Source organism: Pseudomonas libanensis (assembly GCF_001439685.1).
Classification (GTDB): Bacteria; Pseudomonadota; Gammaproteobacteria; order Pseudomonadales; family Pseudomonadaceae; genus Aquipseudomonas; species Aquipseudomonas libanensis.
This window is the reverse complement of record NZ_JYLH01000013.1, coordinates 110882-136523: the sequence shown is the minus strand read 5'-3', so window position 1 is coordinate 136523 and position 25642 is coordinate 110882. Positions and strand designations below refer to the sequence as shown.

The 25642-nt window shown below is 61.1% G+C and carries 26 protein-coding genes; 11 read left to right on the top strand and 15 right to left on the bottom strand.

Annotated elements, in window-relative coordinates:
* Positions 1 to 316 precede the first annotated feature (316 nt).
* Together arcD and TU73_RS20140 are read left to right on the top strand one after the other, a co-directional pair.
* Positions 317 to 1744 (top strand): arginine-ornithine antiporter, encoded by a 1428-nt coding sequence (gene arcD / locus TU73_RS20145; protein ID WP_057013696.1) that lies wholly within the window; start codon positions 317 to 319, stop codon positions 1742 to 1744.
* Entirely contained in the window at positions 1741 to 2604 is an 864-nt protein-coding gene (locus tag TU73_RS20140) for a DNA-3-methyladenine glycosylase family protein (RefSeq protein ID WP_057013695.1), read from the top strand. Before arcD ends, TU73_RS20140 begins: the two co-directional genes overlap by 4 nt.
* A 103-nt stretch (positions 2605 to 2707) precedes the next feature.
* Here the strand turns inward: TU73_RS20140 and TU73_RS20135 are convergent, their stop codons facing one another.
* From TU73_RS20135 to TU73_RS20105, 7 genes are all read right to left on the bottom strand, one after another.
* Positions 2708 to 4057, bottom strand: a complete 1350-nt coding sequence (locus TU73_RS20135) for a CoA transferase (RefSeq protein ID WP_057013694.1) — start codon at positions 4055 to 4057, stop codon at positions 2708 to 2710.
* Positions 4058 to 4097: 40 nt separating this feature from the next.
* The gene (locus TU73_RS20130; RefSeq protein WP_057013693.1) at positions 4098 to 5441 is read right to left on the bottom strand and encodes a sensor histidine kinase; all 1344 of its coding nucleotides are present in this window, start codon (positions 5439 to 5441) and stop codon (positions 4098 to 4100) included.
* 68 nt (positions 5442 to 5509) lie between these two features.
* Positions 5510 to 5971: an LTXXQ domain protein gene (locus tag TU73_RS20125; protein WP_057013692.1), complete on the bottom strand. Its 462-nt coding sequence runs from the start codon at positions 5969 to 5971 to the stop codon at positions 5510 to 5512.
* Between the two features lie 103 nt (positions 5972 to 6074).
* Complete coding sequence (locus tag TU73_RS20120; protein ID WP_057013691.1) at positions 6075 to 6752, bottom strand: response regulator transcription factor; 678 nt, start codon at positions 6750 to 6752, stop codon at positions 6075 to 6077.
* Between the two features lie 7 nt (positions 6753 to 6759).
* On the bottom strand, positions 6760 to 7143 hold the full coding sequence (locus tag TU73_RS20115; protein WP_057013690.1) for an SH3 domain-containing protein: 384 nt from the start codon (positions 7141 to 7143) through the stop codon (positions 6760 to 6762).
* Between the two features lie 106 nt (positions 7144 to 7249).
* Positions 7250 to 7549: a YciI family protein gene (locus TU73_RS20110; protein WP_057013689.1), complete on the bottom strand. Its 300-nt coding sequence runs from the start codon at positions 7547 to 7549 to the stop codon at positions 7250 to 7252.
* 1 nt (position 7550) lies between these two features.
* Complete coding sequence (locus TU73_RS20105) at positions 7551 to 8147, bottom strand: septation protein A (RefSeq protein WP_005790819.1); 597 nt, start codon at positions 8145 to 8147, stop codon at positions 7551 to 7553.
* Positions 8148 to 8234: 87 nt separating this feature from the next.
* On the opposite strand from TU73_RS20105, the gene TU73_RS20100 reads away from it, so the two are divergent.
* The 6 genes from TU73_RS20100 to rluB all read left to right on the top strand — a co-directional run bounded on the left by TU73_RS20100 (position 8235) and on the right by rluB (position 13194).
* Positions 8235 to 9098 (top strand): PHP domain-containing protein, encoded by an 864-nt coding sequence (locus tag TU73_RS20100; RefSeq protein ID WP_043049067.1) that lies wholly within the window; start codon positions 8235 to 8237, stop codon positions 9096 to 9098.
* Between the two features lie 13 nt (positions 9099 to 9111).
* Positions 9112 to 9741 (top strand): L-threonylcarbamoyladenylate synthase, encoded by a 630-nt coding sequence (locus tag TU73_RS20095; protein ID WP_034115727.1) that lies wholly within the window; start codon positions 9112 to 9114, stop codon positions 9739 to 9741.
* Between the two features lie 120 nt (positions 9742 to 9861).
* Positions 9862 to 10560 carry a segregation and condensation protein A gene (locus TU73_RS20090; protein ID WP_172833438.1) on the top strand — a complete coding sequence of 233 codons (699 nt, stop codon included), beginning with the start codon at positions 9862 to 9864 and terminating at the stop codon, positions 10558 to 10560.
* Positions 10561 to 10572: 12 nt separating this feature from the next.
* Positions 10573 to 11487 (top strand): SMC-Scp complex subunit ScpB, encoded by a 915-nt coding sequence (gene scpB / locus TU73_RS20085; protein WP_057013688.1) that lies wholly within the window; start codon positions 10573 to 10575, stop codon positions 11485 to 11487.
* Between the two features lie 147 nt (positions 11488 to 11634).
* On the top strand, positions 11635 to 11826 hold the full coding sequence (locus tag TU73_RS20080; protein ID WP_025858413.1) for a DUF1289 domain-containing protein: 192 nt from the start codon (positions 11635 to 11637) through the stop codon (positions 11824 to 11826).
* A gap of 144 nt (positions 11827 to 11970) precedes the next feature.
* On the top strand, positions 11971 to 13194 hold the full coding sequence (gene rluB, locus TU73_RS20075) for a 23S rRNA pseudouridine(2605) synthase RluB (RefSeq protein WP_057013687.1): 1224 nt from the start codon (positions 11971 to 11973) through the stop codon (positions 13192 to 13194).
* Positions 13195 to 13290: 96 nt separating this feature from the next.
* Here rluB and TU73_RS20070 read toward each other — a convergent pair whose 3' ends face one another.
* Positions 13291 to 14250, bottom strand: a complete 960-nt coding sequence (locus TU73_RS20070; RefSeq protein ID WP_057013686.1) for a CgnE/CgnB domain-containing protein — start codon at positions 14248 to 14250, stop codon at positions 13291 to 13293.
* Between the two features lie 72 nt (positions 14251 to 14322).
* The gene (locus tag TU73_RS29190; protein ID WP_003237751.1) at positions 14323 to 14460 is read right to left on the bottom strand and encodes a hypothetical protein; all 138 of its coding nucleotides are present in this window, start codon (positions 14458 to 14460) and stop codon (positions 14323 to 14325) included.
* 646 nt (positions 14461 to 15106) lie between these two features.
* Between TU73_RS29190 and TU73_RS20060 the strand changes: the two genes are divergently transcribed.
* Positions 15107 to 16525, top strand: coding sequence for an amino acid permease (locus TU73_RS20060; RefSeq protein ID WP_057013685.1), 1419 nt, complete (start codon positions 15107 to 15109; stop codon positions 16523 to 16525).
* Positions 16526 to 16637: 112 nt separating this feature from the next.
* Complete coding sequence (gene arfB, locus TU73_RS20055) at positions 16638 to 17051, top strand: alternative ribosome rescue aminoacyl-tRNA hydrolase ArfB (RefSeq protein ID WP_057013684.1); 414 nt, start codon at positions 16638 to 16640, stop codon at positions 17049 to 17051.
* Here the strand turns inward: arfB and TU73_RS20050 are convergent.
* The 3 genes from TU73_RS20050 to TU73_RS20035 all read right to left on the bottom strand — a co-directional run bounded on the left by TU73_RS20050 (position 17048) and on the right by TU73_RS20035 (position 19206).
* Complete coding sequence (locus tag TU73_RS20050; RefSeq protein WP_057013683.1) at positions 17048 to 18244, bottom strand: MFS transporter; 1197 nt, start codon at positions 18242 to 18244, stop codon at positions 17048 to 17050. The genes arfB and TU73_RS20050 overlap by 4 nt on opposite strands.
* A gap of 104 nt (positions 18245 to 18348) precedes the next feature.
* Positions 18349 to 18531 (bottom strand): hypothetical protein, encoded by a 183-nt coding sequence (locus TU73_RS20045; protein ID WP_057013682.1) that lies wholly within the window; start codon positions 18529 to 18531, stop codon positions 18349 to 18351.
* Positions 18532 to 18894: 363 nt separating this feature from the next.
* The gene (locus TU73_RS20035; RefSeq protein ID WP_057013680.1) at positions 18895 to 19206 is read right to left on the bottom strand and encodes an Mpo1-like protein; all 312 of its coding nucleotides are present in this window, start codon (positions 19204 to 19206) and stop codon (positions 18895 to 18897) included.
* Between the two features lie 161 nt (positions 19207 to 19367).
* Here TU73_RS20035 and TU73_RS20030 point away from each other — a divergent pair, with 161 nt between their 5' ends.
* Positions 19368 to 20426, top strand: a complete 1059-nt coding sequence (locus TU73_RS20030) for an AraC family transcriptional regulator (protein ID WP_057013679.1) — start codon at positions 19368 to 19370, stop codon at positions 20424 to 20426.
* On the opposite strand, the gene TU73_RS20025 is transcribed toward TU73_RS20030, so the two are convergent.
* The 3 genes from TU73_RS20025 to TU73_RS20015 form a co-directional block, all read right to left on the bottom strand.
* Positions 20383 to 21837 (bottom strand): TrkH family potassium uptake protein, encoded by a 1455-nt coding sequence (locus TU73_RS20025; protein ID WP_057013678.1) that lies wholly within the window; start codon positions 21835 to 21837, stop codon positions 20383 to 20385. The genes TU73_RS20030 and TU73_RS20025 overlap by 44 nt on opposite strands.
* Before the next feature lie 169 nt (positions 21838 to 22006).
* The gene (locus TU73_RS20020; RefSeq protein ID WP_057013677.1) at positions 22007 to 23344 is read right to left on the bottom strand and encodes an imelysin family protein; all 1338 of its coding nucleotides are present in this window, start codon (positions 23342 to 23344) and stop codon (positions 22007 to 22009) included.
* Between the two features lie 126 nt (positions 23345 to 23470).
* A complete protein-coding gene (locus TU73_RS20015) occupies positions 23471 to 25522 on the bottom strand; it encodes a putative bifunctional diguanylate cyclase/phosphodiesterase (protein ID WP_057013676.1) in 2052 nt (683 codons plus the stop codon).
* Positions 25523 to 25642: the final 120 nt, after the last annotated feature.

The following is a 25642-nucleotide window of genomic DNA, read 5'->3' as shown; positions in this document are numbered from 1 at the left end:
ATTGTGAATTAACGACTTAGGGGGCAGAAGTTGCTGGGCGACGCAGTCCGTGGGCAGGCGCTTGCTAGAGCGGGCTCCTCCGATGTGGTTAATCATTTCGTCCGGGACATGGAGGTTGACGCTAGTTCGTATTTACGGATGTGCAAACTTTTTGTACGGCGTCTGACGAACGCTTCATAATCGGCTTATTTAAATTCTAAATAAGCCTAAACTTCTCACGTTTACATGCACTTATGTTATGAAACGCTAGCGTCATTAAATTGAATTAGTTGAGTTCGCAGTGGTCGGCTCAAACTTTTATTTGCGAGGAACCTGCATGCCCCAACCAGCCCAGAAACTTAGGCTCAGTGCCCTGATCGCCCTGGTCGTGGGTTCGATGATTGGCGGCGGGATCTTCTCGCTTCCGCAAAACATGGCGGCCCGTGCGGAAGTGGGCGCCGTGCTGATTGGCTGGGCAATCACGGCGGTCGGCATGTTGACCCTGGCCTTTGTGTTCCAGACCTTGGCCAACCGCAAACCGGAACTGGACTCTGGGGTATACGCCTACGCCAAGGCCGGTTTTGGCGATTACATGGGTTTTTCATCCGCCTGGGGTTACTGGATCAGCGCGTGGATGGGCAACGTCGGTTATTTCGTGTTGCTTTTCAGCACCCTGGGTTACTTTTTCCCGGCGTTCGGCCAGGGCAATACACCGCTGGCCATCGGCTGTGCGTCGTTGTTGCTGTGGGCGGTGCATTTCCTGGTGATGCGCGGGATCAAGGAGGCGGCGTTTATCAACCAGGTCACCACGGTGGCGAAGATTGTGCCGCTATTGATGTTCATCGTGATCGCCGCGGTGGCGTTCAAGGCGGATATCTTCACCCGCGATATCTGGGGCCTGGGTAACCCGCAGATGGGCAGTGTGGTCGAGCAGGTGCGACACATGATGCTGGTCACGGTGTTTGTGTTTATCGGCATCGAAGGCGCCAGCGTGTACTCGGCGCGGGCCGAGAAACGCTCGGATGTAGGTCGCGCCACGGTAATTGGTTTCCTGGGCGTACTGGCGCTGTTGGTGCTGGTGAATGTGCTGTCCCTGGGCATCATGAGCCAGCCGCAATTGGCGCAGTTGCAGAACCCTTCCCTGGCGGGCGTGCTGGAACACATCGTCGGGCCCTGGGGCGCGGTATTGATCAGCATCGGCCTGGCGGTTTCGCTGCTCGGGGCGTTGCTTTCATGGGCGCTGCTCTGCGCGGAAATCCTCTACGCCACTGCCCATGACAAGACCATGCCGGCGTTCCTGAAAAAGGAAAATGCCAATCAGGTGCCGGTTAACGCGTTGTGGCTGACCAATGTGATGATCCAGGCGTTCCTGGTGATCACGCTGTTTTCGGCCAGCACCTACACCACCCTGATCTACCTGGCATCGTCGATGATCCTGGTGCCCTACCTGTGGTCGGCGGCCTATGCGGTGTTGTTGAGCGGGCGCGGCGATACCTATGCCGGCGCCCAGCGCCAGCGCATGAAAGACTTGGCAGTGGGGCTGATTGCCCTCGGCTATGCGGTGTGGCTGTTGTACGCCGGGGGCTTGAAGTATTTGCTGCTGTCGGCGCTGCTGTATGCCCCGGGTGTGATCCTGTTCGCCCAGGCCAAGCGCGAGCAAGGCCAACCCTTGTTTACCCACGTGGAAAAAGGCATTTTCAGCTGCGTGATCGCGGGCGCCGGGTTGGCGGCATACGGGTTGTATAGCGGAGTATTGTCGTTGTGAGATTGGCGTATCAGCCGCCCTACGATTGGGCGGCAATGTTGGCGTTTTTGTCAGCTCGAGCCATCAATGGATTAGAAATCGTTGAGGCTGGCGTGTACCGGCGCAGCATCAGCGTGAACGGGCAACAGGGTTGGCTCAGCGTGGCGCCGGGCGCCGGTGATTGGCTGGAGGTGGGCGTCGAGTTTCCTGACGCGGCGGCCCTGCCCGGGATTGAGCGACGCCTGCGGGCCATGTTCGACCTGGATGCGCGGCCCGAGGTGATCAATGCCCAGTTGGCTGGCGACCCGTTGATGGCGCAACTGGTTGCGGCCCGCCCTGGCCTTCGCGTGCCCGGGACCTGGGACGGGCTGGAGCTGGCGATTCGTGCGGTGCTGGGCCAGCAGATCACTGTGGTGGCGGCCATTCGCCTGGCGGGCAAGCTGGTGGCGCAGTATGGTCAGCCGCTGTACACCCCATACGCCGGTATCACCCATGTGTTTCCGACACCCGAAGTGCTGGCGGCGGCGGACCTGGCGACCCTGGGCATGCCCAAGGCGCGGGGGCGTACCTTGTCCGCCGTGGCCCAGGCAGTGTTGGATGACCCGCAGGTGTTCCAACCCAAGGCCAGCCTCAAGGACGGCGTTGCCCGGTTGGTGGCGTTGCCGGGGATTGGCGACTGGACCGCTCAGTACATCGCCATGCGCCAGTTGCGCGAGGTGGATGCGTTTGCGTCGGGGGATATCGGCTTGATCAATGCGCTGGCGGCGCTGGAGGGTGGGCCGGTGTCGGCGCGGCAGTTGCTGGCCCGGGCCGAGGCGTGGCGGCCATTGAGGGCGTATGCGGCGCAGCATCTTTGGACATCGTTGAGTCGGGGGGATTGAGGGTGGCTGCACTGGCCTCATCGGGGGCAAGCCCCCACCCACTTTTGAATTTATTCACAAATCAAATGTGGGAGGGGGCTTGCCCCCGATGGCGGTCTTCAGTTCACCACTGAGGCCGGTGCGCGCCCAATTCCCCCGCCGGCAAATCCCACTGTAACGGCGTGCCACTGATGCTCAGCGGCGCCAACAATCGATGGGCCTGCCCCCATGCTGTCTGCTCCACCACCAGCCCTTGATCGCGTGGATCTTCGGCACGCAACGCCGCTTGTTCCGGCACTTGTCCCGCATCCACCAGCAACTTCGCCGTACGCGCCAATGACAACCGCGCCGAGCCACCGCGGCCGGATGCCAGGCGTTCGCCCAACGCCCGGATCGCACTGGCAGCCATCAGGTAACCGGTAGCGTGATCCAGCGCCTGCACCGGCAGCGGCACGGGCTTATCCGCCTGCTTCCAGGCCATGCCTGCCTCGGCAATGCCGCTGCTCATCTGCACCAGGCTGTCGAAGCCGCGACGGTTGCGCCACGGGCCGCTCCAGCCGTAGGCGTTGAGGCTGACGTCGATCAGCCCGGGGGCGAGGTCTTGTCGTTCGCCGGGGGTGTAGCCCAATCGTTCCAGTGCATCGGCGCGGTAACCGTGGAACAGCACGTCAGCATCCTTGAGCAAGGCTTCGAATACCTGCCGGCCTTCCGGGCTTTTCAAGTCAAGGCGTGCGCAGCGCTTGCCCAAGGTCATTTCCGGCACCACGCCGGGCTCGTTCCAGGTCGGCGAATCGATGCGCAGTACATCGGCCCCCAACCCGGCGAGGAAACGACTGGCCACCGGGCCGGCCAATACGCGGGTCAAGTCCAGCACCTTGATACCGGCCAGCGGGCGCGCAGGCGAACCGAGCCAGGGTTTGTCGGTGCGGCTTTCGAAAACCTGGCGCTGTACCAGCTCTTCGGCATTCACTGCCAAGCCTTGCGGATGCTGCTGCCAGGCTTGCCACTCACGCATCTGCGCGGCACAACCACCGGCGTCGACAATGGCCTGTTCCAGCTCGGCAGCGTTCCATGCCGCGACTTTGATTGCCATTTCGGCGCGGTCGGCCACAGGCCCCAGCACCCGCTCGGCCGCGGCACGGTGATGGGGCGCGTTGGTGTGCAAGCGAATCCAGCCATCGGCGCAGGCGTAGTCGCCGGCCACCGGGTCCCACAGCGGCGGCACTTGCCAACCCACCGGGCGAATTGAAGAAGAGAACCACAAGGAGGCCAGGCGCCGGTCCACACTGACGTTGGGCAAGCGCCCGGTCTGCTGCTGGATCAACTGGGCGATGGCCTGGCCGGCGGCGCCGATGCTGGCAGCGGCCAGGTCGGTGACGGCGAAGGCCGAGGGCAGGGCCCCGGTTTCGGTCATGGCTATGGCTGCGTGTGGTAAATCGAGTGCGGCTTGGATGGGAGTCAGCAGGTCAGTCATCAAAAGCCCTCCGTAAGAGAAGGGCCACTATAGAAGATCTTCACACGGCTGTGACAACGCCGGGTTCCAGCGGCAGGTCGATACTGGCGACAAAACCGCCGTCAGGGTGATTGGCCAGGATCAGGTTGCCGCCATGGCGCTCGGCGGCGCGACGGGCGATGGCCAGCCCCAGCCCATGGCCCTGGGCAACCTGGCCGGGGGCGCGGTAGAACGGCTCGCCCAGCTGGCTCAGGTGCTCGGCTTCAACGCCTGGGCCGTGGTCACGCACGCTGATCAGAATGCGCCCGCCTTGGTGCTGGGCCTGCAATTCGATCGGTTGGCCGACGGGGTTGAAGCGTTGGGCATTGCGCAGCAGGTTATCCACGGCGCGTTCGATCATGGTCGGCCAGCCTTTGAGGTGCAGGTCGGCTTCGGTGGTGAGGTGCACCATCTGGTCCGGCGCGCCGAGTTGGGCGTCCTTTTGCAGGGTCTTGAGCAGCGGGTTGAGGTCGATGTCTTCGGCGCTGGCGTTGTCGGCATCGACCCGCGCCAGTACCAGGATCTCGCTGATCAAGGCTTCCAGGCGGTCGCATTCGCGGGTCAGGCGTGGCCAGAGTTTCTCCCGCTCCTCGGGGCTGGCGCGTTCGGCCAGGGCCAGGGCGATCCGCAAGCGCGCCAGCGGCGAGCGCAGCTCGTGGGACACGTCACGCAGCAACTGGCGCTGGCTGCCGATCAGGCTTTGCAGGCGCGCACCCATGCGGTTGAAGTCGGTGGCCAACACACCGAACTCATCACGCCGATTGGCCAATTGCGCCAGGCTGTTTTGCTGATAGGTGGCTTGCCCCAGGTCATGCACTGCGCCACGCAAGCGGCTGAGCGGGCGGGTGATCGACAGCGTCACCAACAGGCTGAACAGGGTCAGCACCACCAGGGCAATCGCCAGGGCACTGAACGGCCACAGCAGGCTGCTACGGTGCCAGGCATCCAGCTCGGGGTGAGGAATGCGGTAGATCAACAGGTAGGTGTCGCCGGTTTTGTCGCTGGTGTACTCGGCCGTCAGGCGCCGCCAGGGCAGGTGGCCGTCCTGGCTGTCATTCTGCCGGGCCTCGAAGGCGGCGGCGCGGCGCGGGAAGGTGCCGCGCACCACCGGCTCGCCGCTTTCATTGAGCACTTGCACGTCGATGTGGTACTGGCGTTTGCGTTGTTGCAGCAAGTCCTGGGCAGCGTCTTCGCCCTGGGCTTCGTAGAGTTGGGTCCACTCCTGCGCCAAGTTGTTGAGGCCGGGGTGGCGGCTGAGAATCCAGGCGTCCTGGTTGAGCATATGCCCGAGCAGGATCGACAAGCCGGCAACCAGGGCGATGGCCAGCCAGAAACTCGCCAGGATACGCCAGAACAATGAACGCACAGGAAACCCTCAAACAGGAAAAGCCCAGCGGCGTGAACCACTGGGCTGTAGGCATTACGCCCCGCGCATTATTGCGCTTTTTGCGCTTGCTGGGCTTTCCAGGCCTGGAATTCCTTCCACTCGGCGCGGCGCTCGGTTTGCTTCTTGACGATCTCGTCGTATTGCTTCTGTTGGTCGGGCTTGAGCACGGCACGGATATCGGCCTGGGTTTTCTGCTTGCCGGCGGCGATTTCATCCTGCATGGCTTTCTGGTCGGCGGCCGGCAGTTTGTCCAGGTACTTCTTGACCAGGTCTTTGCGAGCGTGCCATTGGTCACCCATGAGCTTGCGGATCTGTTCGCGTTGTTCCTTGCTCAGGTCCAGTTGGCTGAACGGGCCACCCTTGCCACGCGGACCATGTTCACCGCCGTGGCCCGGGCCACCCATCATGTGGCCGGAAGGTTCGCCCATTGGGCCCGGGCCTTCTGGCATGGCCATGGCGACGGTAGGCAGGGCAGCGGCGAGCATCAAAGCGATAAGGGTCTTGCGCATGGTGATTCTCCTGTCTCTATTCCGGTGAGTCCGGATGTGAGTAGATTAGGGAGATCAAGGTCAGCCGCCGTCAGCAGAGGGTAAAGATTTGGTAAGGCTGCCTCTAGAGGCTGTAGTAGTACCCGCGACTGCGCAACGCGACGATCCGTGGCCGACCATCCGGGTGCGGGCCGATTTTCTTGCGCAGGTTGCTGACGTGCATGTCCAGGCTGCGATCGTAGAGGGTCAGCTTGCGGCCCAGGGCAATCTGCGCCAGTTCCTGTTTGTCCAAAGGCTCGCCGGGTTGGCGCAACAGGGCTTCGAGCAGGCGACTTTCGGAAACAGTGAGGGTGAATTCCTGTTCATCGATGCTGACCACGCCGCGCACCGGGCTGAAGCACAGGTCGCCCAGTTCCAGCTGGGTCGACACCGCGGCCGGGTGGCTGCGGCGCAATACCGCGCGCAGGCGCGCCGTCAATTCGCGTGGATCGCAGGGCTTGGCCAGGTAGTCGTCGGCTCCCAGCTCCAGGCCGAGGATGCGGTCCAGGGGTTCGCCCCGGGCCGAGAGCATCAGTACCGGCAGCTCCGGGTGGTCGTTGCGCAATTGCTTGAGCAGTTCCAGGCCGCTGCCGTCGGGCAGCATCACATCAAGCACCACCGCCGCCGGGGCGGCTTCGGCCAAGGCTTTGCGAGCGCTCAAGCCGTCGTGGCAGGCGCGCACCTGAAAACCTTCCTGGCTCAACCAACTGGTCAGCAGCTCACAGAGCTCCTGGTCATCATCTATCAGTAACAGCTCGCTCATGACTCACTCAATTTAGCCATTGTCGACGGCGACGGTGCCCACCGCTGGCGAAGATCCCACACAGTAGGGCGATCAGCGCAACGGCCGCGCCGATGACGAACCACTGCTGCTGTTCGGTCAGCCAGCGGGTCAAGGCGCCGCCCTGTGTCTCTTTGAGTTGCTGGGCCAGACGTTGGTTCTCCTGGCGCAGGCGACTCAGTTGGGCGCTTTCGCGGGCAGCGTCTGCGCTTTGCAGTTGCTTGCCCAGTGCTTCACGCTGGCGTTCGCTTTCTTTCAAACGTTGCTGCAACTCGGTGACCTGGGCGTCGGCACTCAAGGACAAGGGCTCTTCAGCGTGGGCCGTAGCCCCGATCGTTAATACTGCCAACAGACACAACGGACGTAAGCGCATCGGAACTCCTGATTCCACACGAATATTCAGAACGTTGTCGGCAGGTCACCGGGAATAATGAGCCATTGGCAGTGCGCCGAACCGATTTGGTTCGGCGCCGCCGGGCTCAAGGCAGGACTTGCTTGAACGGCTTGATCACGACTTCGGCGTAGACACCTGCCGCCACATACGGGTCAGCATCGGCCCAGGCCTTGGCGTCGGCCAGGGAGGCAAACTCGGCAACGACCAGGCTACCGGTGAAACCGGCCGCGCCAGGGTCAATGCTTTCGACTGCCGGGTGCGGGCCGGCCAACACCAGACGGCCTTCGGCCTGCAGCACTTTAAGGCGTTCCAGGTGGGCCGGGCGCACGCTCAGGCGTTTTTCCAGCGAGTTGGCAACGTCAGTGGCAATGATGGCGTAGAGCATGTCAGTCCTCGGTTTTCGGCGTGGTAGGGGCGGTGTCATGCAGGTGACGCGACAGGTAGATACCCTGGCCGATCAGGAACAATACGGTCATGCCCAGGCTGCCGAACACTTTGAAGTCGACCCAGTAGTCCTGGAAGGTAAATGCCACGAACAGGTTGGCGGCACCGCAGAACAGGAAAAACACGATCCAGGCCACGTTCAGGCGCACCCATACCGGTTCCGGCAAGGTCAGCGCATGGCCCATGATGCGCTTGATCAGCAGGCGGTCACCGATAAAGTGACTGCCGATAAACACCAGCGCGAACAGCCAGTTGACCACCGGGGCTTTCCATTTAAGGAAGGTTTCGCTGTGGAACGCCAGGGTCAGGCCGCCGAAGACCAGGCAGGCGATGAGCGTGAGCCATTGGCTTTTTTCCAGCTTGCGCTGGGAGATGAAGATGGCGCCGTAGACCACGATGGAGCTGATGATCAGTACCGCGGTGGCGCTGTAGATGCCGCCGAACGACAGCTCGTGACCGGCGATTTCGATGACCCTGGGGTCGAGTTTGGTAACGATGAAGAACAGCAACAGCGGGATGAAGTCGATGAATTGTTTCACAGTAAGAGCCAGAAGCTGGATGTGGCGGCATAATAACAAACATCCTTGGTTGCGATAGCGCCAGCTGACTTGAGGTTACATACCCACGTGAATGTTGATTTGCACTGCCACAGCACGGCCTCCGACGGCGCCCTGGCGCCCGCGGTACTGGTTGCGCGAGCGTTTGAAAAAGGCGTGCGAGTCCTGTCGTTGACCGACCATGACACCCTCGAGGGCCTCGATGAAGCCCGCGAAGCCGCCCATTCCCTGGGCATGCAGTTGGTCAACGGCGTGGAATTGTCGTGCACCTGGGGCGGTGCCACCATCCATGTGCTCGGCTACGGCTTCGACCAGCATGCCCCACCCCTTGTAGCCGCCATCGCCCAATTGCACGATGGCCGCTGGCTGCGGTCCGAAGAAATAAGCCGCAAGCTCAGCCTTAAAGGCATGCCCGGTGCCCTGGACGGTGCCCGCGCCATCCAGCAGGAGCTGGGTGACAGTGGCAATGCACCGGCCCGTCCGCACTTTGCCGACTGGATGGTACGTGAAGGCTATGTCAAGGATCGCGCCGAGGCCTTTCGCAAATGGCTGGGCGCCGGCAAGCTGGGCGATGTGAAGCTGCATTGGCCGACCCTTGAAGACACCGTCGAGACCCTGCGGGCCTCCGGGGCGTGGGTCAGCCTGGCGCATCCCTGGCATTACGATTTCACCCGCAGTAAGCGTCGCAAGCTGATCAGCGACTATATTGGAGCGGGCGGCCACGCGATCGAAGTGGTCAACGGGCATCAACCTGCCGAACAGGTCGGCAGCCTGGCGATTCTTGCCCGCGAATTTGGTCTGCTGGTCAGTGCCGGCAGTGATTTCCATGGCCCAGGCGGCTGGTCCGAGATTGGCGAGTATCGCCAGGTCCCGGAAGACTTGCCGCTGTTGTGGGGGCGATTCAAGCATGACCCCATTATTGCCACCGTCTGAACAGGTAGAACACGTGAGTCAATTCTTCCAGATTCATCCGGAAAACCCGCAAGCGCGCCTGATCAAGCAGGCCGTAGAGATCATCCGTGCCGGCGGCGTGGTGATCTACCCGACTGATTCGTCCTATGCCATTGGTTGCCAGATCGGCGACAAGGGCGCGGTCGAGCGCGTCAGGCGCCTGCGCCAACTGGATGACAAGCACAACTTTGCGCTGATCTGCAGCGACTTGTCCCAACTGGGGCTGTTCGCCAAGGTCGATACCGGCACCTTCCGCCTGCTCAAGGCCCACACGCCGGGGCCCTACACTTTTATTCTCAACGCCACCCGCGAAGTGCCGCGGTTGTTGCTGCATCCGAAGAAACGCACCATCGGCCTGCGTGTGCCGGAGCATCCGATAGCCCTGGCTTTGTTGGCCGAGCTGGGTGAACCGCTGATGAGCGTGTCGTTGATCCTGCCCGGTGAAACCGAGCCGCTGTATGACCCTTACGAAATGCGCCGGCTGCTGGAAAAACATGTCGACCTGATCATCGACGGCGGTTATGGCGGCAACAAGGCTTCCACGGTGATCAACCTCGCCGATGGCGAACCGGAGGTGGTGCGCGTGGGTTGTGGCGACCCGACCCCGTTTATGGTCGAGGCCTGAATGTCGGCCGTGGAAACCGCTGACCCCCAGGCCGGCGCCCAGCAGGAACTGCCGTTTGCCATGGTATATGGCCAGGCGGTCATGGAAATGCCCCTGGACCTGTATATCCCGCCGGATGCCCTGGAGGTGTTCCTTGAAGCCTTCGAAGGCCCGCTGGACTTGCTGCTGTACCTGATCCGCAAGCAGAACATCAATATCCTCGACATCCCGGTGGCGGAAATCACCCGCCAGTACATGGGTTATGTCGAGCTGATGCAGTCGGTGCGCCTGGAGCTGGCTGCCGAGTACCTGGTGATGGCCGCCATGCTCGCCGAGATCAAGTCGCGCATGCTGCTGCCGCGCTCGGAAACGGTGGAAGCCGAAGAGGATGACCCGCGCGCCGAGCTGATCCGCCGCCTGCAGGAATACGAGCGCTTCAAGGCCGCTGCCGAAGGCATCGACAACCTGAGCCGTGTGGGCCGCGATGTGGTGGTGCCCAAGCTCGATGCGCCCGAAGCGCGTGCGCGTAAATTGCTGCCGGATGTGAGCCTGGAAGAATTGCTGATGTCCATGGCCGAGGTGTTGCGCCGTGGCGATATGTTCGAAAGCCATCAGGTCAGCCGTGAAGCCCTGTCCACTCGCGAGCGTATGAGCGATGTACTGGAGCGTCTCAAGGGCGGTGGGTTTGTGCCGTTTGTCGAGCTGTTCACTGCCGAAGAAGGGCGACTTGGGGTGGTAGTGACCTTTATGGCGATCCTCGAACTGGTCAAGGAGTCCTTGGTGGAGCTGGTCCAGAATGAGCCTTTTGCGGCTATCCACGTGCGGGCGCGAGCCGAATAACGAGCTGAATCGATGAATCTGACTGAACCCCGCGAACTGGCACCCTTGCTGGAGGCCTTTCTCCTGGCCTCGGGCAAACCGCAATCTTTGGAGCGCCTGTTCGAACTCTTTGAAGAAGCCGAACGCCCGGAGCCGCCGGTCTTCAAGAAGGCGCTGGAGATCCTGCGCAAGTCCTGCGAGGGCCGTGCCTTTGAACTGCGCGAAGTGGCGTCGGGTTACCGCCTGCAGATCCGTGAGAAGTTTTCACCGTGGGTCGGCCGTTTGTGGGAAGAACGCCCCCAGCGTTATTCCCGGGCAATGCTGGAAACCATGGCACTGATCGCCTATCGCCAGCCGATCACCCGCGGCGAAATCGAGGATGTGCGTGGCGTGGCGGTCAACAGCCATATCGTCAAGACCCTGCTGGAGCGCGAGTGGATCCGCATCGTCGGCTACCGCGATGTGCCGGGTAAACCGGCTATGTTCGCCACCACCAAGGTATTCCTCGACCATTTCAACCTGAAAAATCTCGACGACCTGCCGCCCCTTGCCGAACTGCGCGAAATGGAAGCCGAGCCGGTGCTCGACTTCGACGACGCGCCGGTGCCGGCCAGCCTGCAGGAACTGGCCGACGCTAGTGCCGAGCCGGAGGAGCCCAAGGACGAGACCAGTTTCCATACGCTGTTGTTGGAGCTGGACGATATGGAGCAGGGGATCAAGACCGACTTTGACGATTTATTGCGCGATGCTGCCGACGAGCCGCAGACCGAGGTGAACGTTGAACCCGAGCCCGAAGTCGAAGAAGACATCCTCGGCGTCGCCGATGCCCGGGAAAAACTGCTGGCCGCCGTCGCCGCCCTCGAACAGCCGCCGCTGAGCGACGAAGAGGACGAAGCCCGGGCGCTGGCTGAAGCCATTGAGAACGAACGCCGCCAATTCGAAGACTGACCCGATATTTCCAAACACCGCAATACCCCATGTGGGAGCGGGCTTGCTCGCGAATGCGGTGTATCAGCTTGCAGATGCATTGACTGAACCACCGCATTCGCGAGCAAGCCCGCTCCCACATTTAATCAGCGTCACCTGGGGAAGTGTATGAGTTCGACCAAAGACCCGTGCATCAGCATTTGCAAGTTCAGCGACGACATCTGCGTCGGCTGCGGGCGCAGCAAGCGCGAAATCCGCGCCTGGAAAAAACTCGATAAAGCCGACAAGCGCACGGTATTGGCCGAAGCCGAGCTGCGATTGCTGGCCCTTGGCGCCACCGGCCGGCGGAAAAGCAAATGACTTGGGCTTTATCGACTAGTCTGTGATGCGCAACACGCGCCATGCGCGTATGATTCGCGACCCCTTGCCGACCTATTCGGCCAAGGCCCCGCTTTCAATACCCTTCAGGCCACGCCTGAATCGACCCACCGGGAGGTGCTTACGATGAATGACCAAGACCAGAACGACAGCCAGGAAATTGGCCCAGCAGGCGAAAAGCTGCAAAAGGTGCTGGCGCGTATCGGCGTGGGCTCGCGCCGCGACGTTGAAGCCTGGATCACCCAGAAGCGCATCAAGGTCAACGGCGTCGAGGCCACCCTCGGCCAGCGCGTCGACCTGCACGATGCAATTACCATCGATGGCAAGGTGATCAAGCGTGAAGAGGCTGCCGAATCGGTGCGCCGCGTGATCATGTACAACAAGCCCGATGGCGAGATCTGCACCCGTGACGACCCGGAAGGCCGTCCGACCGTGTTCGACAAGATGCCAAAGCCTAAAGAAGGCCGCTGGATCAACATCGGTCGCCTGGACATCAACACCACCGGCTTGCTGATGTTCACCACCGACGGTGAACTGGCTAACCGCCTGATGCACCCGTCCTACGAGATGGACCGTGAATACGCTGTGCGTGTACGCGGTGAAGTCGATGACGAGATGATCGAACGCCTCAAGGCCGGCGTGGTGCTGGAAGACGGCCCGGCCAAGTTCACCGACATCAAGCAGGCCCCAGGCGGTGAAGGTTTCAACCACTGGTACCACTGCGTGGTGATGGAAGGCCGCAACCGTGAAGTGCGTCGCCTGTGGGAATCCCAGGGCCTGGTGGTCAGCCGCTTGAAGCGCGTGCGTTTCGGCCCGGTGTTCCTCAATTCCGACCTGCCGATGGGCCGCTGGCGCGAAATGAGCCAGTACGAAGTCGACATCCTCAGCGCCGAAGTCGGCCTGACGCCGGTCGCGATGCCGCAGATGAATGCCAAGAGCAAGGACAAGCTTGAGCGTATGCAGCGTAAATCCTCGCGCCCAGTAGCGCGTACCGAGCGCGTGGCCCGTACCCTGCGCCCGGCGCTGAATGCACCGGCCACTGGCGGTCGTATCTCCCGTGAGCCGCAGATCGAAGGTGAGCGTCGCCCTACCGCACCGTCCCGTCAGGAAGGTGAGCGTGCTCCCCGCACACCACGTCCTGCCCGTGGCGAAGCGCCAAGCGGTGGTCGCAGCAACCGTGGTGAAGCGGATCGCCCGGCCGACAGCGCCAGTACCAAGCGTCCAGCAAAGCCAGCGGCGAACAAGCGCCCTGGGCCGAAACTGGTAGCCGATGAGCCATCGGGCAAGCGCCGCGGTGCACCGGCCGGTTCCGGCCAGCGTCCGGGTTTTGGTCGCAAGAAGCCGCAGTGATGCGCTAAGCGCTGCACAAAAACGCCAACCCTAGGGTTGGCGTTTTTTTTCGATCTAAATTTGAAATGCAATCAACTGTGTTTTCGAGGCCTGTGTTCAGAAGGCAAAAGAGCCATCAAACACAGGCTTGTCATCCAGCGCCAACACCCCACTGGCAAAGATCAAATCCAGGTGATGACTGCCTTTCTGCCCGCCGCCCAGGCCCAGGTGCAACCCGCAATGGCGCTCCTCGAACCCGGCGTTGCGCGCATACAAGTCCTTGACCCCTTCATTGGTGCCAATGCCCAGTTCCTCCACCCGGCGGTTCGATGGGTTGGCATTCAGGTATTTGTTGAAATCATCCGCCAGCCCCGGCACCTCGCTGGCTACGCTGCAAATGGTCGAGTTCTCGATCCATAACTCCAACGGTGATTGCAGCACGCCGTATTTGCGCGCAAACGGAATGGTGCTGAGGAAGGTGCCGACAAACCGCACCTGGCCGTTGATGGCTTCGCTGTGGGTGGCGATTTCGCCGGGGGCCAGGTCGTGGTTGCCGACGCCGTTGATATTGGTCCACTTTTTGATGCTGCTCATTGGCGCCTCCAGGCGCGAGCCGTGCTTGTCGGTGAAGCTCAGTACATTGGCCTGGGACATGCGTCGGATCAGCGTGGCGTTAAGGTCGGCGATGCGCTGCGGTTCGACGCTGAAGGTGTCGTAGAAGTAATCACCATAATCCTTGAATAGCAGGGATTTCTTCCAGTGCTCGGCCATCACGCCGTGCAGGGCGCGGATAAAGTCAGGGCCTTCAGCGCGAGGGTTGGGCAGGGTCGAGGAGTCGTAGAGAAACAGGTACAGGTCGCAGGCTTCGATGGCCTTGACCAGGGTGTCGCTGGGCGCCAGGTCCAGGCGCTGCAGCTGGAAGTTGAAGCGCGCGGCGCTACCGTGGGTGATTGTCTGGGCGATGGCGTCGTAGCGCTCGGTATGACCCAGCAGCACGGTGGGACGATGCAGGCCGCTGAGGGCCGGGTGGTGTGCGAGGTAGTAGAGAAAGTGTTCGACGGCGCGGGCCTTGTCCATGACGTGTGTCCTTCTGTGCCTGGGTAAGGGGGCAGGTGCCGTGCACAGCACCTGCCGGATGCCTGCCGGGTATTAGAAAGGCCACATCGCGGTGCCAAAAGGCACAACGGCATCGGCTTGCATCATTTCAACGGCGGCCTCATGGGTCGGCGCTTCAAACCAATCGTCGAGTTGCAGTTCGGTTTCCAGGTCTTTTTCCAGTGCTTGCATGGTGGATCTCCTAGAGGACGTTGTTTGAGAACGGCTTGCCCGCGGGCTTCGCGGGCAAGTGCAAGGAACCTAGAAGAGAGTGTTTCAAAATGCAAAAAATTTATTGACACGGTTTCATTTGGATTTTTTCTTCTGTTTTTTTTCGGATTTTTTTATTCAAGCAAAACAGTGAATTGGCTGAACCGATTCTCCGGAAAATCCTCACCGACAATTTTCTGGTGGATGAGGGTAAAAGCCGGCTGTAACGGAGGTTTTCCATGATGTAACGATAAATTTACGAATTTCCCTGCTATTTCAGCCTGTGCCCAACGCGTAAGGAATATCTGCCAGTTTGACGCGGGCGCTTTGCAGGCTCGGCCCGAAGCCGTCGAGCGGTGTACAATGCGCCGCGTTTTACTGTGACCCCCCTTGCGTACCCACGCAAAAGGCCAAGACCCAGGGTTTGTTCGCCCTGATCACTCCGCCTGGCCACGAGCCGGACGGGTTCGATTTCGTCACAGATAAAAACAAACAGGTGACGCATGACCGTTAGAAAGACGCTGTACTCCTGGTGCCTGCGCTGGGGTTTGAGCGGCGCTGCTTGAGTCGGTAATTCAAGGCAGCAACCTGCATTCAACATCCTCAAACCTTGCGTGAGACCCTTTTCATGAGTGAACCCCATTCTTCTTCAGGCGAGCTGAAACGCGGCCTGAAAAATCGGCATATCCAGTTGATCGCCCTCGGTGGCGCCATCGGCACCGGCCTGTTCCTGGGCTCGGCCGGGGTGCTCAAGTCCGCCGGCCCGTCGATGATCCTGGGCTATGCCATCTGCGGCTTTATCGCCTTCATGATCATGCGCCAACTCGGCGAAATGATCGTCGAAGAGCCCGTCGCCGGTTCCTTCAGCCATTTTGCCCACAAGTACTGGGGTGGCTTCGCCGGCTTTTTGTCGGGCTGGAACTGCTGGATCCTGTACATCCTGGTGGGCATGTCGGAGCTGACGGCCGTCGGCAAGTACGTGCACTACTGGTGGCCGGAGATCCCGACCTGGGTGTCTGCGGCGGCCTTCTTCGTACTGATCAACGTGATCAACCTGGCCAACGTCAAGGTCTTCGGTGAAGCCGAGTTCTGGTTCGCGATCATCAAGGTGGCGGCCATCGTCGGCATGATCGCCCTGGGCAGCTACCTGCTGGTCAGCGGCAGCGGCGGCCCGCAAGCCTCGGTCAGCAACCTGTGGGACCACGGCGGCTTCTTCCCCCATGGCGTCGGCGGATTGGTAATGGCCATGGCGATCATCATGTTCTCCTTTGGCGGCCTGGAAATGCTCGGCTTTACCGCGGCCGAAGCCGACCAGCCTCGTACCGTGATCCCCAAGGCGATCAATCAGGTGATCTATCGCATCCTGATTTTCTACATCGGCGCCCTGGTGGTGCTGTTGTCGCTCACGCCATGGGACAGCCTGCTGGCGACCCTAAATGCGTCCGGCGATGCCTACAGCGGTAGCCCATTCGTGCAGGTGTTCTCGATGCTGGGCAGCAACACCGCCGCGCATATCCTCAACTTCGTGGTGCTGACCGCAGCGTTGTCGGTGTACAACAGCGGCACCTACTGCAACAGCCGCATGCTCTTGGGCATGGCCGAGCAGGGCGATGCGCCCAAGGCCCTGGCGAAGATCGACAAGCGCGGCGTGCCGGTGCGTTCGATCCTGGCCTCGGCGGCGATCACCCTGGTGGCGGTGCTGATGAACTACCTGATGCCCCATGACGCGCTGGAACTGCTGATGTCTTTGGTGGTGGCCACGTTGGTAATCAACTGGGCGATGATCAGCTTCTCCCACTTCAAGTTCCGCCAGCACATGAACCGCACCGGTCAGGTGCCGCTGTTCAAGGCGCTGTGGTACCCGTATGGCAACATCGTCTGCGTGGCGTTCGTGGTGTTTATTTTGGGCACCATGCTGATGATTCCGGGCATTGACCGCTCGGTGTATGCGATCCCGGTGTGGGTGGCGTTCATGGGGGGGTGTTACTGGATCAAGAACAAGCGGGCGCAGCAGTCGGAGGCGGCGGTGGCCTTGACGGCGGAGTAAGGTCGTATACTGCGCTAAATGTGGGAGCGAGCAAGCCCGCTCCCACATTTTTGACCGCGCTCGGCTTGAAGGGGCGTATCTCTAAGCTCTCCTACCAAGGCTCGCGCTTTCCATGCTGGTGATTTCCAACAACGTACACTTGCCCGATGCCGAGATCGAGCTGACCGCCATTCGCGCCCAAGGTGCCGGCGGGCAGAACGTCAATAAGGTCTCGAGTGCGGTGCACCTGCGCTTCGATATTCCCGCGTCGTCGTTGCCGGCGTTCTACAAGGAGCGCCTGCTGGCGTTGCGCGACAGCCGTATTACCAGCGAAGGCGTGCTGGTGCTCAAGGCCCAGCAATACCGTACCCAGGAACAGAACCGCGCCGATGCACTGGAACGTTTGGTGGAGTTGATCCAGAGCGCCACCAAGGTCGAGAAAAAGCGTCGTCCGACCAAGCCCACCCTGGGCTCGAAGAAACGCCGGCTGGAGTCCAAGACCAAGCGCGGCAGCATCAAGGCCGGACGCGGTAAGGTCGACTTCTAGGCGTCGCGTGTTTCTCGGGCCTTGGGCGCCTGGCGGTACAGGTAGAGGCTCAGCAGCAAGCCCGCTGCAGCGGCGAGGGCGGCGAACAGGAAGATCGACGCAAAGCCAAAACCTGCCGCCACGGCGCCAGCCAGCGGTCCGGTGATGCCCAGCGACAAGTCGATAAACAGCGAATAGGCGCCCACCGCCGAGCCACGGCTGGAGGCCGGCACCAGGTTGACTGCCTCCACTCCCAGCGCCGGGAACACCAGGGAAAAGCCGAAGCCACTCAACGCCGCACCTGCCAACGCCAGTTGGGCATCTGGCGCCAGCCACAGCAGCAGCAGGCCGAGCACTTCCACCGACAGGCAGGCAATCGCGACCCGAAAGCCGCCAATGCGGTTGATCAAGTTGCCGAACAGCAAGCGTGCGCCGATAAAGCTGGCGCCGAACAGGCTCAGGGCCCACACCGCGTTGTCCCAGTGCTGGGTGCTGTAGTACAGGGTGATAAAGGTGGCGATGGTGCCAAAGCCGATTGAGCCCAACGCCAGCGCGCAACCATGGGGCAGCACCCGGCCCAGCACATTCATGAACGGCAAGCGGACGCCAGGCACAATTGGCGCCGCTTGCTTTTTCCAGGCCAGCAGCACGCCCACTACTGCCAGCAGAATGATACTGACGCCCATGCTCCACAGTCCCAAATGGCTGACCATCAGCACCCCCAGCGGTGCGCCGACCGCCAGCGCGCCGTAGCTGGCGATGCCGTTCCAGGAGATGACCTTGGCCGTATTCGCCGCACCGACGCGGCCGATGCCCCAGCCAATCGCGCCCGAGCCCACCAGGCTTTCAGCGCTGCCCAGCACCAGTCGACCGATCAGCAGGCTGCCCAGGCTGACCGCCGGCAGGCTGGAAAACCACGCTGCCAGCAACATGAACACCCCGCTCAATCCGCAGCCCACCAGGCCAATCAGCACGGCGCGCTTGCTGCCCAGGTTGTCGATAATCTTGCCGGCATAGGGACGGCTCAACAGGGTGGCCAGGTATTGCACGCTGATCACCAGCCCGGCGATCACCGCGCCATAGCCCAACTGGCTATGGACGTAGCCTGGCAACACGGCCAGGGGAATGCCGATATTCAGATAGCCGATAAAGGTAAACAGCACGATGGAGACGACTTGCAGCGTGACCGCCATGGGTCGCTGGGAATCTGGCATGGGAAGGGTCCACTGTCGCAGCAGGCAAAGATAGGCTGCTAATGATACCGGCGCGCAGGCCGGGCAGGGCGGGAAAAAATGTAAAACGTCAGATCAATAACCCATCAAGCCTGGGCAGGGGCCAGCAGTTGAGTTGTTACCAAAGCCGCCAGGGCGTTTTCCTGGGTGCCGAAGCGCTTGAGCAATGCGGCCTGCTTGTCTGCACTGAGGCGGTTCCAGATTTCGACCATCTGCAAGGCAGTGTCGAGCACGGCGGCGTCCGGGGCATCGGGAAGGGTGGTGGTCATGATGAAGGTCTCGAGTGATTCAGGCAGTGTGGAAAGCGCTCAAAGGTGCGCTTTCCACACGGTCTGGTACGGCGTCAGTCCTGGCTTTCGCGGTCGACTGGTTTTGCTTCTTTGGCCTCAGGCTGCTTGTCGCTGGCCTGCTGCGGTGTTGGCTGCTCAGTTGGGTGCAGGCTTGGGAAGGGGAGATTAGGTATCTCGTGCATCGTCGTCGCTCCTCGCAAGGTCTGTTTTTTCAATCGCAGGTGATTCCGCGCTCTCAAAAAGCCTTGGCAGGATACAGCACCGTAAATGACAAAAAGACTTTTATCTCGGCGAATTCACTTTTTTTCATGGTTCAAACGCAAGTGACATGAGGTCACACCCTTAGAACGGCACCTTGCCCAGGATCATGTCGCGGTACATCACAAAATCCCCCAACAAGCTGTAGAACGGATGCTGGAAGGTCGCCGGGCGGTTCTTTTCGAAGAAAAAGTGGCCGATCCAGGCAAAGGTGTAGCCGGCGACGGGCAAGGCCAGCAAAAGGACCAGTGAACCCCTGCCAATGGCATACGCGAGGATGCCGATCACCAAGGTGGTGCCGATAAAGTGCAGGCGTCGACAGGTGCTGTTGCCATGCTCGCTCAGGTAGTACGGGTAGAACTCGGCAAAGCTGTTGAACTTCTTGACGTTTTCCACGACTGCCGGCCCTCGGGTTGTTATACCGCCCAACAGATGTTCGGCGGGGAGCTTATTTGAGTCTAGAGTTATCGCAGGTAACGGCCAGTGACAATAGATGCCATTTTAGTATCCTTGGCTTCCTGGCTGCCGTTTAAGCCTGCTTTCAATAAGAAGACGCCATGAGCGAACGAACAACTTCTGCAAGCTGGGCGATGGGGATAGTCAAGGCACTGGAAATGGACGGCCTGGATTGCCGTGCCTTGTTCAGGCAACTGGGCCTGGATTATGCGGCGCTGAATGACCCCGACGCGCGTTTCCCCCAGGATGCCATGACTCGCCTGTGGCAGCGGGCGGTGGAGTTGTCGGGCAACCCGGCGATTGGGCTGAACATGGGCAAGGTGGTGCGTCCTGCCTCGTTTCATGTCGCAGGTTATGCCTTGATGTCCAGCAACACCCTGGCCGAAGGCTTTATGCGACTGGTGCGCTACCAGCGCATCATCGCCGAAAGCGCTGACTTGAGCTTCCGGCTGTTGCCCGAAGGCTATGCGTTGATTCTGACGGTTCATGGCGATCACCTGCCACCGACCCGACAAAGCGCCGAAGCCTCGTTGGCGAGCGCCCTGGCCTTGTGCGGCTGGCTTACCGGTCGCACCCTGCAACCGCGCAAAGTGCTGCTGCAGGGCGATCAACCTGCGGACCTGGCGCCGTACAAACAGGCCTTTCATGCGCCTTTGCAGTTCGATGCACCTTATGACGCGCTGATCTTCGAGCAAGCCGACATGGAGGCGCCACTGCCCACCGCCAACGAAGCCATGGCGCTGCTGCACGACCGCTTTGCCGGTGAATACCTGGCGCGTTTTTCCGAAAGTCGCGTGACCCACAAGGCGCGGCAGGTGTTGTGCCGTCTGCTGCCCCAGGGCGAACCCAAGCGCGAAGCGGTGGCCCAGACGTTGCACCTGTCCCAGCGCACCTTACAGCGGCGTCTGCAGGAAGAAGGCACCAGCTTCCAGGCTTTGCTCGATGACACCCGTCGCGAACTGGCCGAGCAATACCTGGCCCAGCCGAACATGACCCTGCTGGAAATTGCCTACCTGCTGGGTTTTGCCGACCCGAGCAACTTTTTTCGTGCGTTTCGTCGCTGGTTTGATGCTACGCCTGGCGAATACCGGGCGCGGCTGCTGGCAATGTCGACGGTCAGTGGCGCCAGAACGCCGGAATGCACAGCACAAACACGGTAATAATCTCCAGCCGGCCCAGCAGCATGCCCAGGGACAGGATCCACTTGGCCGCATCCGGCAGGGTGGAGAAGTTGCCGGCCGGGCCGATGGTTTCGCCCAGGCCCGGGCCGACGCCGGATACGGTACTGGCGGCGCCGGTCAGGGCGGTCATCCAGTCCACGCCCAGCAGTGACAAGGCCAGGGCGATGGTGCAGATGGTAATGGCGAAGAAAAACGAAAAGGTCAGGATCGAGCGCACAATTTCTTCGTCGAGGCGATGGCCATTGTACTTTTGCTTGATCACCGCACGTGGGTGAATCAGTTGGTTCAAGTTGGCCTTGAGCAGGATATAGGCGACCTGGAAACGAAAGATCTTGATGCCGCCCGCCGTGGAGCCCGAGCAGCCGCCGATAAAGCCCAGGTAGAAGAACAGCATCAGTGAGAAGTTGCCCCACAGGCTGTAGTCCCCCAGTGCAAATCCGGTGGTCGTCATCACCGAAGTCACGTTCAGAGCCACGTGGCGCAAGGCGTCGAGCCAATGCAGGTCGGTGGTCCACCAGTACCAGGTGCCGAGTACCAGCCAGGTCACGAACAACAGGCCGAGCAAGCCTTGTACCTGCTGGTCCTTGATCAGCGCCCGACGGTTGCCGCGCAATGTGGCCACATACAAGGCGAACGGCAAGCTGCCGAGGATCATCACCACCACGGCGACCCAATGCACCGCTGGTTGTTTCCAGTGCGCCAGGGACTCATCCGACGTGGAAAACCCACCGGTGGAAATTGCCGACATCGCGTGGTTGATCGCATCGAACAAGCCCATGCCGGCCCACCAGAATGCCAGGCTGCCGAAGATGGTAATGCCCACATACGCCGCCACGATCAGCCGCGCCACCATGTGCGAGCGGGGCATGACCTTTTCCGAGCGGTCCGAAGATTCGGTCTGGAACAGGCGCATGCCACCGATGCGCAGCAGCGGCAGGATCGCCACCGCCATGCCGATAAAGCCGATGCCGCCAAGCCAGTGCAACAGCGAACGCCACATCAGGATGCCCGGTGACATGCTGTCCAGCCCGCTCAATACCGTGGAGCCGGTGGCGGTGATACCCGACATGCTTTCAAAGAACGAATCGGTGTAGCTGATGTGCTGGGTCAGCAAAAACGGCAGGGCGGCAAAAATGCACACCACCACCCAGCTGCTGACCGTCAGCAGGTACATGTCCCGGGGGCGCAGGTGCACATGTTCGGGGCGACCGGGGATGACCAGGGCCAGCCCGGCGATAAAGGTGATCAGGCTGGCCCACAGGAACGAGGGCAGGTCGCTGGTGCGCTCGAAGATCACCAGGGTGGCCATCGGGATGACCATGGCGACCGCAAGGGTGATCAGGAAGATGCCGATGATGAAACCGATGATGCGCAGGGTCGGCAACGCCATGAAGTTCGCTCGGGTGATTGGGCAGAGGCGCCATTCTACCTACGGTGCAGGGCATGTAAACCAGAGTGCTTGAGGTTACACGGAGCAAAATGTGGGAGGGGGATCTGCGGTGTTTGAAACAGGTATAAAAAAAGCGACCCGCAGGTCGCCTTTTTCAACAGCGTACGGATCAGAACTCGTGATCAGCGCTGTCCGGGTTCAAGTCGCTGATGCCCAGCTTGCCCGCAGCGGCTTCGATCGAACCGGTCTGCTTGACCAGTGCGGCGATGGCGTCACGTACGATCTGGTTGCCCGCGTCGTTGCCAGCGGCGATCAGTTGGTCGTAGTGCTCGCCTTTCTCGGCGTGGTCGACCATGACCTGGATTTTCGCTTCGGTCGCCGCCAGGTCAGCCTTGAGGGCCGAATCGGCTGCCGGGTCGGCCTTGGCTACCAGGGATGACAGGCTGGCACCGCTCATCTTGGTGCCGTCAACGCGAGTGTATTCGCCCAGGTAGACGTTACGGATGCCCTTGGCATCGTAGAAGTGCGAGTAGTGGGTGTTGTCGCTGAAGCAGTCCTGCTCGTCTTCCGGCGAGTTGGCTTCCAGGGACACCTTCATGCGCTCACCGGCCAGCTCGCCCAGGGACAGGCTGCCCATGCCGAACAGCATTTTGCGCAGGCCGTCGGTGGCAGGTTCCGACTCCAGGGTGGCGCGGTAGTTGTCTTCGACGTTGGGTTTCCAGTTGCCGACCATTTCTTCCAGGTCGCTGACCAGCAGCTGGGTCACGGCGCGCAGGTAAGTGCGGCGACGCTCGTTATGACCGCCGGTTGCACCGTCACCGGTCAGGTAGTCCGAGGCCGGGCGGTTGCCCGCGCCAGGGCCGGTGCCGTTGAGGTCCTGGCCCCAGAGCAGGAATTCGATGGCGTGGTAGCCGGTGGCAACGTTGGCTTCGGAACCGCCCAGCTCATTGAGGCTGGCGAGCTTTTCCGGGGTGATGTCCTTGACGTCGACCTTGTCTTCGCCGACCTGGATCTCGTTATTGGCGATGATGTTGGCGTTGGCGCCTGGGTTACCCAGCGCGTGCTCATAGGATTTGTCGACGTAGTCGATCAAGCCCTCGTCCAGGGGCCAGGCGTTCACCTGGCCTTCCCAGTCGTCGATGATCGTGTTGCCGAAGCGGAACACTTCGCTCTGCAGGTAAGGTACGCGGGCGGCGATCCAGGCGGTACGGGCCGCTTTGAGGGTTTCGTCGTTCGGGTTGGCGAGGAACGTATCGACTGCGGTCTGCAGGGTCTTTGCGGTGGATTCGGCATCGCTGTACACCGCAAACACCATGTCTGCGTAGTGCGCGACCACGGCTTTGGCAGCCGCTTCGTCGACCTGGCCTGCCGGGGCAGCTGCAGGTGCGGTAGCGCTGGCGGCTGCGGGAGCTTGAGGCGCGGCGGCCTTGTCTTTACCTTCGCCGCAGCCGGCGAGAGAAATGGCAATGGCCAGCAGACTGGCGGTGGCCAGGGGCATACGAATCATGGCGAACATCCTGCTTCGGTGGTGAATAGGGCGCGCAGTGAGCGCAAAAGCTGCGACATAATGCGAAAGATTTGCATTTTGTGTAAAGGCTTATGCGTGGGAAATATTCAGTATCGTTTTTCGCGGTCAGAGACTCACTGCGTTATTGCGCTCGGACTGTTTCAAATAAGCGGCCAACTCCCGTGCCGGCAGGGGTTTGCTGTAGTGATAGCCCTGGCCCTCATGGCAGCCCTCGGAGATGATGTAGGCCTCTTGCTCGGCGGTCTCCACGCCTTCGGCAATCACCTGCATGCCCAGGCTTTTGCCCAGTTGGATAATGGCGCGCACGATCGTGGCGTCGTCGTCGTCATCCTGAAGGTCCTGGACGAAGCTCTTGTCGATCTTGATCTTGTCCAGCGGCAGGCTTTTCAGATAGCTCAGGGATGAATAACCAGTGCCGAAGTCGTCGATGGCGATCAGCGCCCCGGAGCGGCGCAGGCTCAGCAGGTGCTGGGCGGCGGTGCTGATGTCTTCCATCAGGCCGGTCTCGGTCACTTCAAGCTCCAGGCTGCGTGGTGGCAGGCGGTAGATCTGCATCAGGTTGTTGACCACCCGCGGTAACTCGGTGTGGTGCAATTGCACGGTGGACAGGTTGACGGCCATGCGCAGTTCAGTGAAGCCCAGGTCATGCCATTCGCGCAGTTGCCGGCACGCCTGGTCCAGCACCCATTCGCCAATCGGAATAATGGTGCCGTTTTGTTCCGCCAGCGGAATAAACAAATCCGGCGGTACCAGGCCGTGTTCAGGGTGGTGCCAGCGCAGCAGGGCTTCCACGCCGACCACTCGATGATCGCGGTAGCTGATCTGCGGCTGGTATACCAAGTGGAACTGCTCACGGCCGAGGGCCTCGCGCAGATCCTTTTCCAGTTCGCGGCGTCGGCGCATTTCGCTGTCGACACTGGCGATATAGAACTGATAGCGATTGCGCGAGCGGCTCTTGGCCAGGGTCATGGTCTGCTCGGCTTTTTGCAGCAGCTTCTCGGTCGTGTCCCCATCTTCCGGGAACAGCGTAATGCCGATGGTGGCGCGCAGGCGAATCAGGTCATGGTCGAGTGCGAATTCCGCTTCCAGGTCATCGAGAATGCTTTGCGCCAGTTCGGCGGCTTCGTAGGGCTGGTCGATATCGGCTTGTACCAGGGCGAATTGGTCGCCGCCCAGGCGGGCGAGCGTGCCAAGGCGGCCGCTGTGGGCGCGCAAGCGGTCGGCCAGGGCCAGCAGTAGTTTGTCGCCGGCCTGGTAGGTAAATTGTTCATTGACGCTCTTGAAATCATCGAGCCCCACGCACAGTACAGCTACACGTCGTTGCCGGCGGCCAGCGTCGGTGAGGATCTTGTCCAGTTGCTCCTGCAGCTTCTGGCGGTTTGGCAGGCCGGTGAGGAAGTCGTACTGGGCCATGCGCAACAGGCTCGACTCCGCCTCGTGGCGCAGGTGGGTATTGCGCTCGATGGATTCGAGCAACTGGTTGGCGGTATTTATCCACAGCCCCAGCTCGTTGCGTTCGTGCCCCTTGAGCTGAGGGATCTTGTGCTCGCTGGGGCGGTCGGGATTGATCGAGGTCAGATGCTCGATTATCCGTGACAGTGGCTTGGTCAGCAGCCAGTGATAGACCAGATACAGCACCAGGCCCATGGCCAGCGCGCGCAGGACGCCGGAAATAAAGATAATCACCGAACTGACAATAAAGCCGTTGCCGTAGGTGGCCGTATCGAGCGTGATACTCAGGTCGCCGTAATACTCGCTGTAAGGACCCTTGCCGACCAATGCAGTGGTGAACGTGCGTTCCTGGCCGAGAATCAGGTCGGTCAACCAACGGCTGGGGGACTGCTGCAAGGCGCGGCTTTTTTCCGCGAGCATGGTCTCGTTGGGATGGCCGATGGAAGCCATGCGCACCGCGTCATCCTGGAACAGGCCCTCAATCACCTGCATGCCCATTTCGCGATCCAGGCTGTAGACGGCCTGGGTCGAGGGGTCGCGAAACATGTCTAGAATCCGTTGGGCGTCGCCGGCCACGGCCTGGCGTGTCTTGTAGGCATCGAAAACGATCTGCGCCACGCTCAGCGCCACGCCCACGATTAAGGCCGACAGCAGCGCAACCCGTAGCAACTTCACCGACAAGCTGTTCTTGAGTTCCAGCTTCAAAGGGGCATTCCTTGTCTCATGCGGGTGGCCTTCAATATGCCATGAGTATTGGCAATCTGATGATGGCAGTCAAAGGGACATTGGGGACTGGGCTCAATTGAGGTTTTGGCTGGACAAACT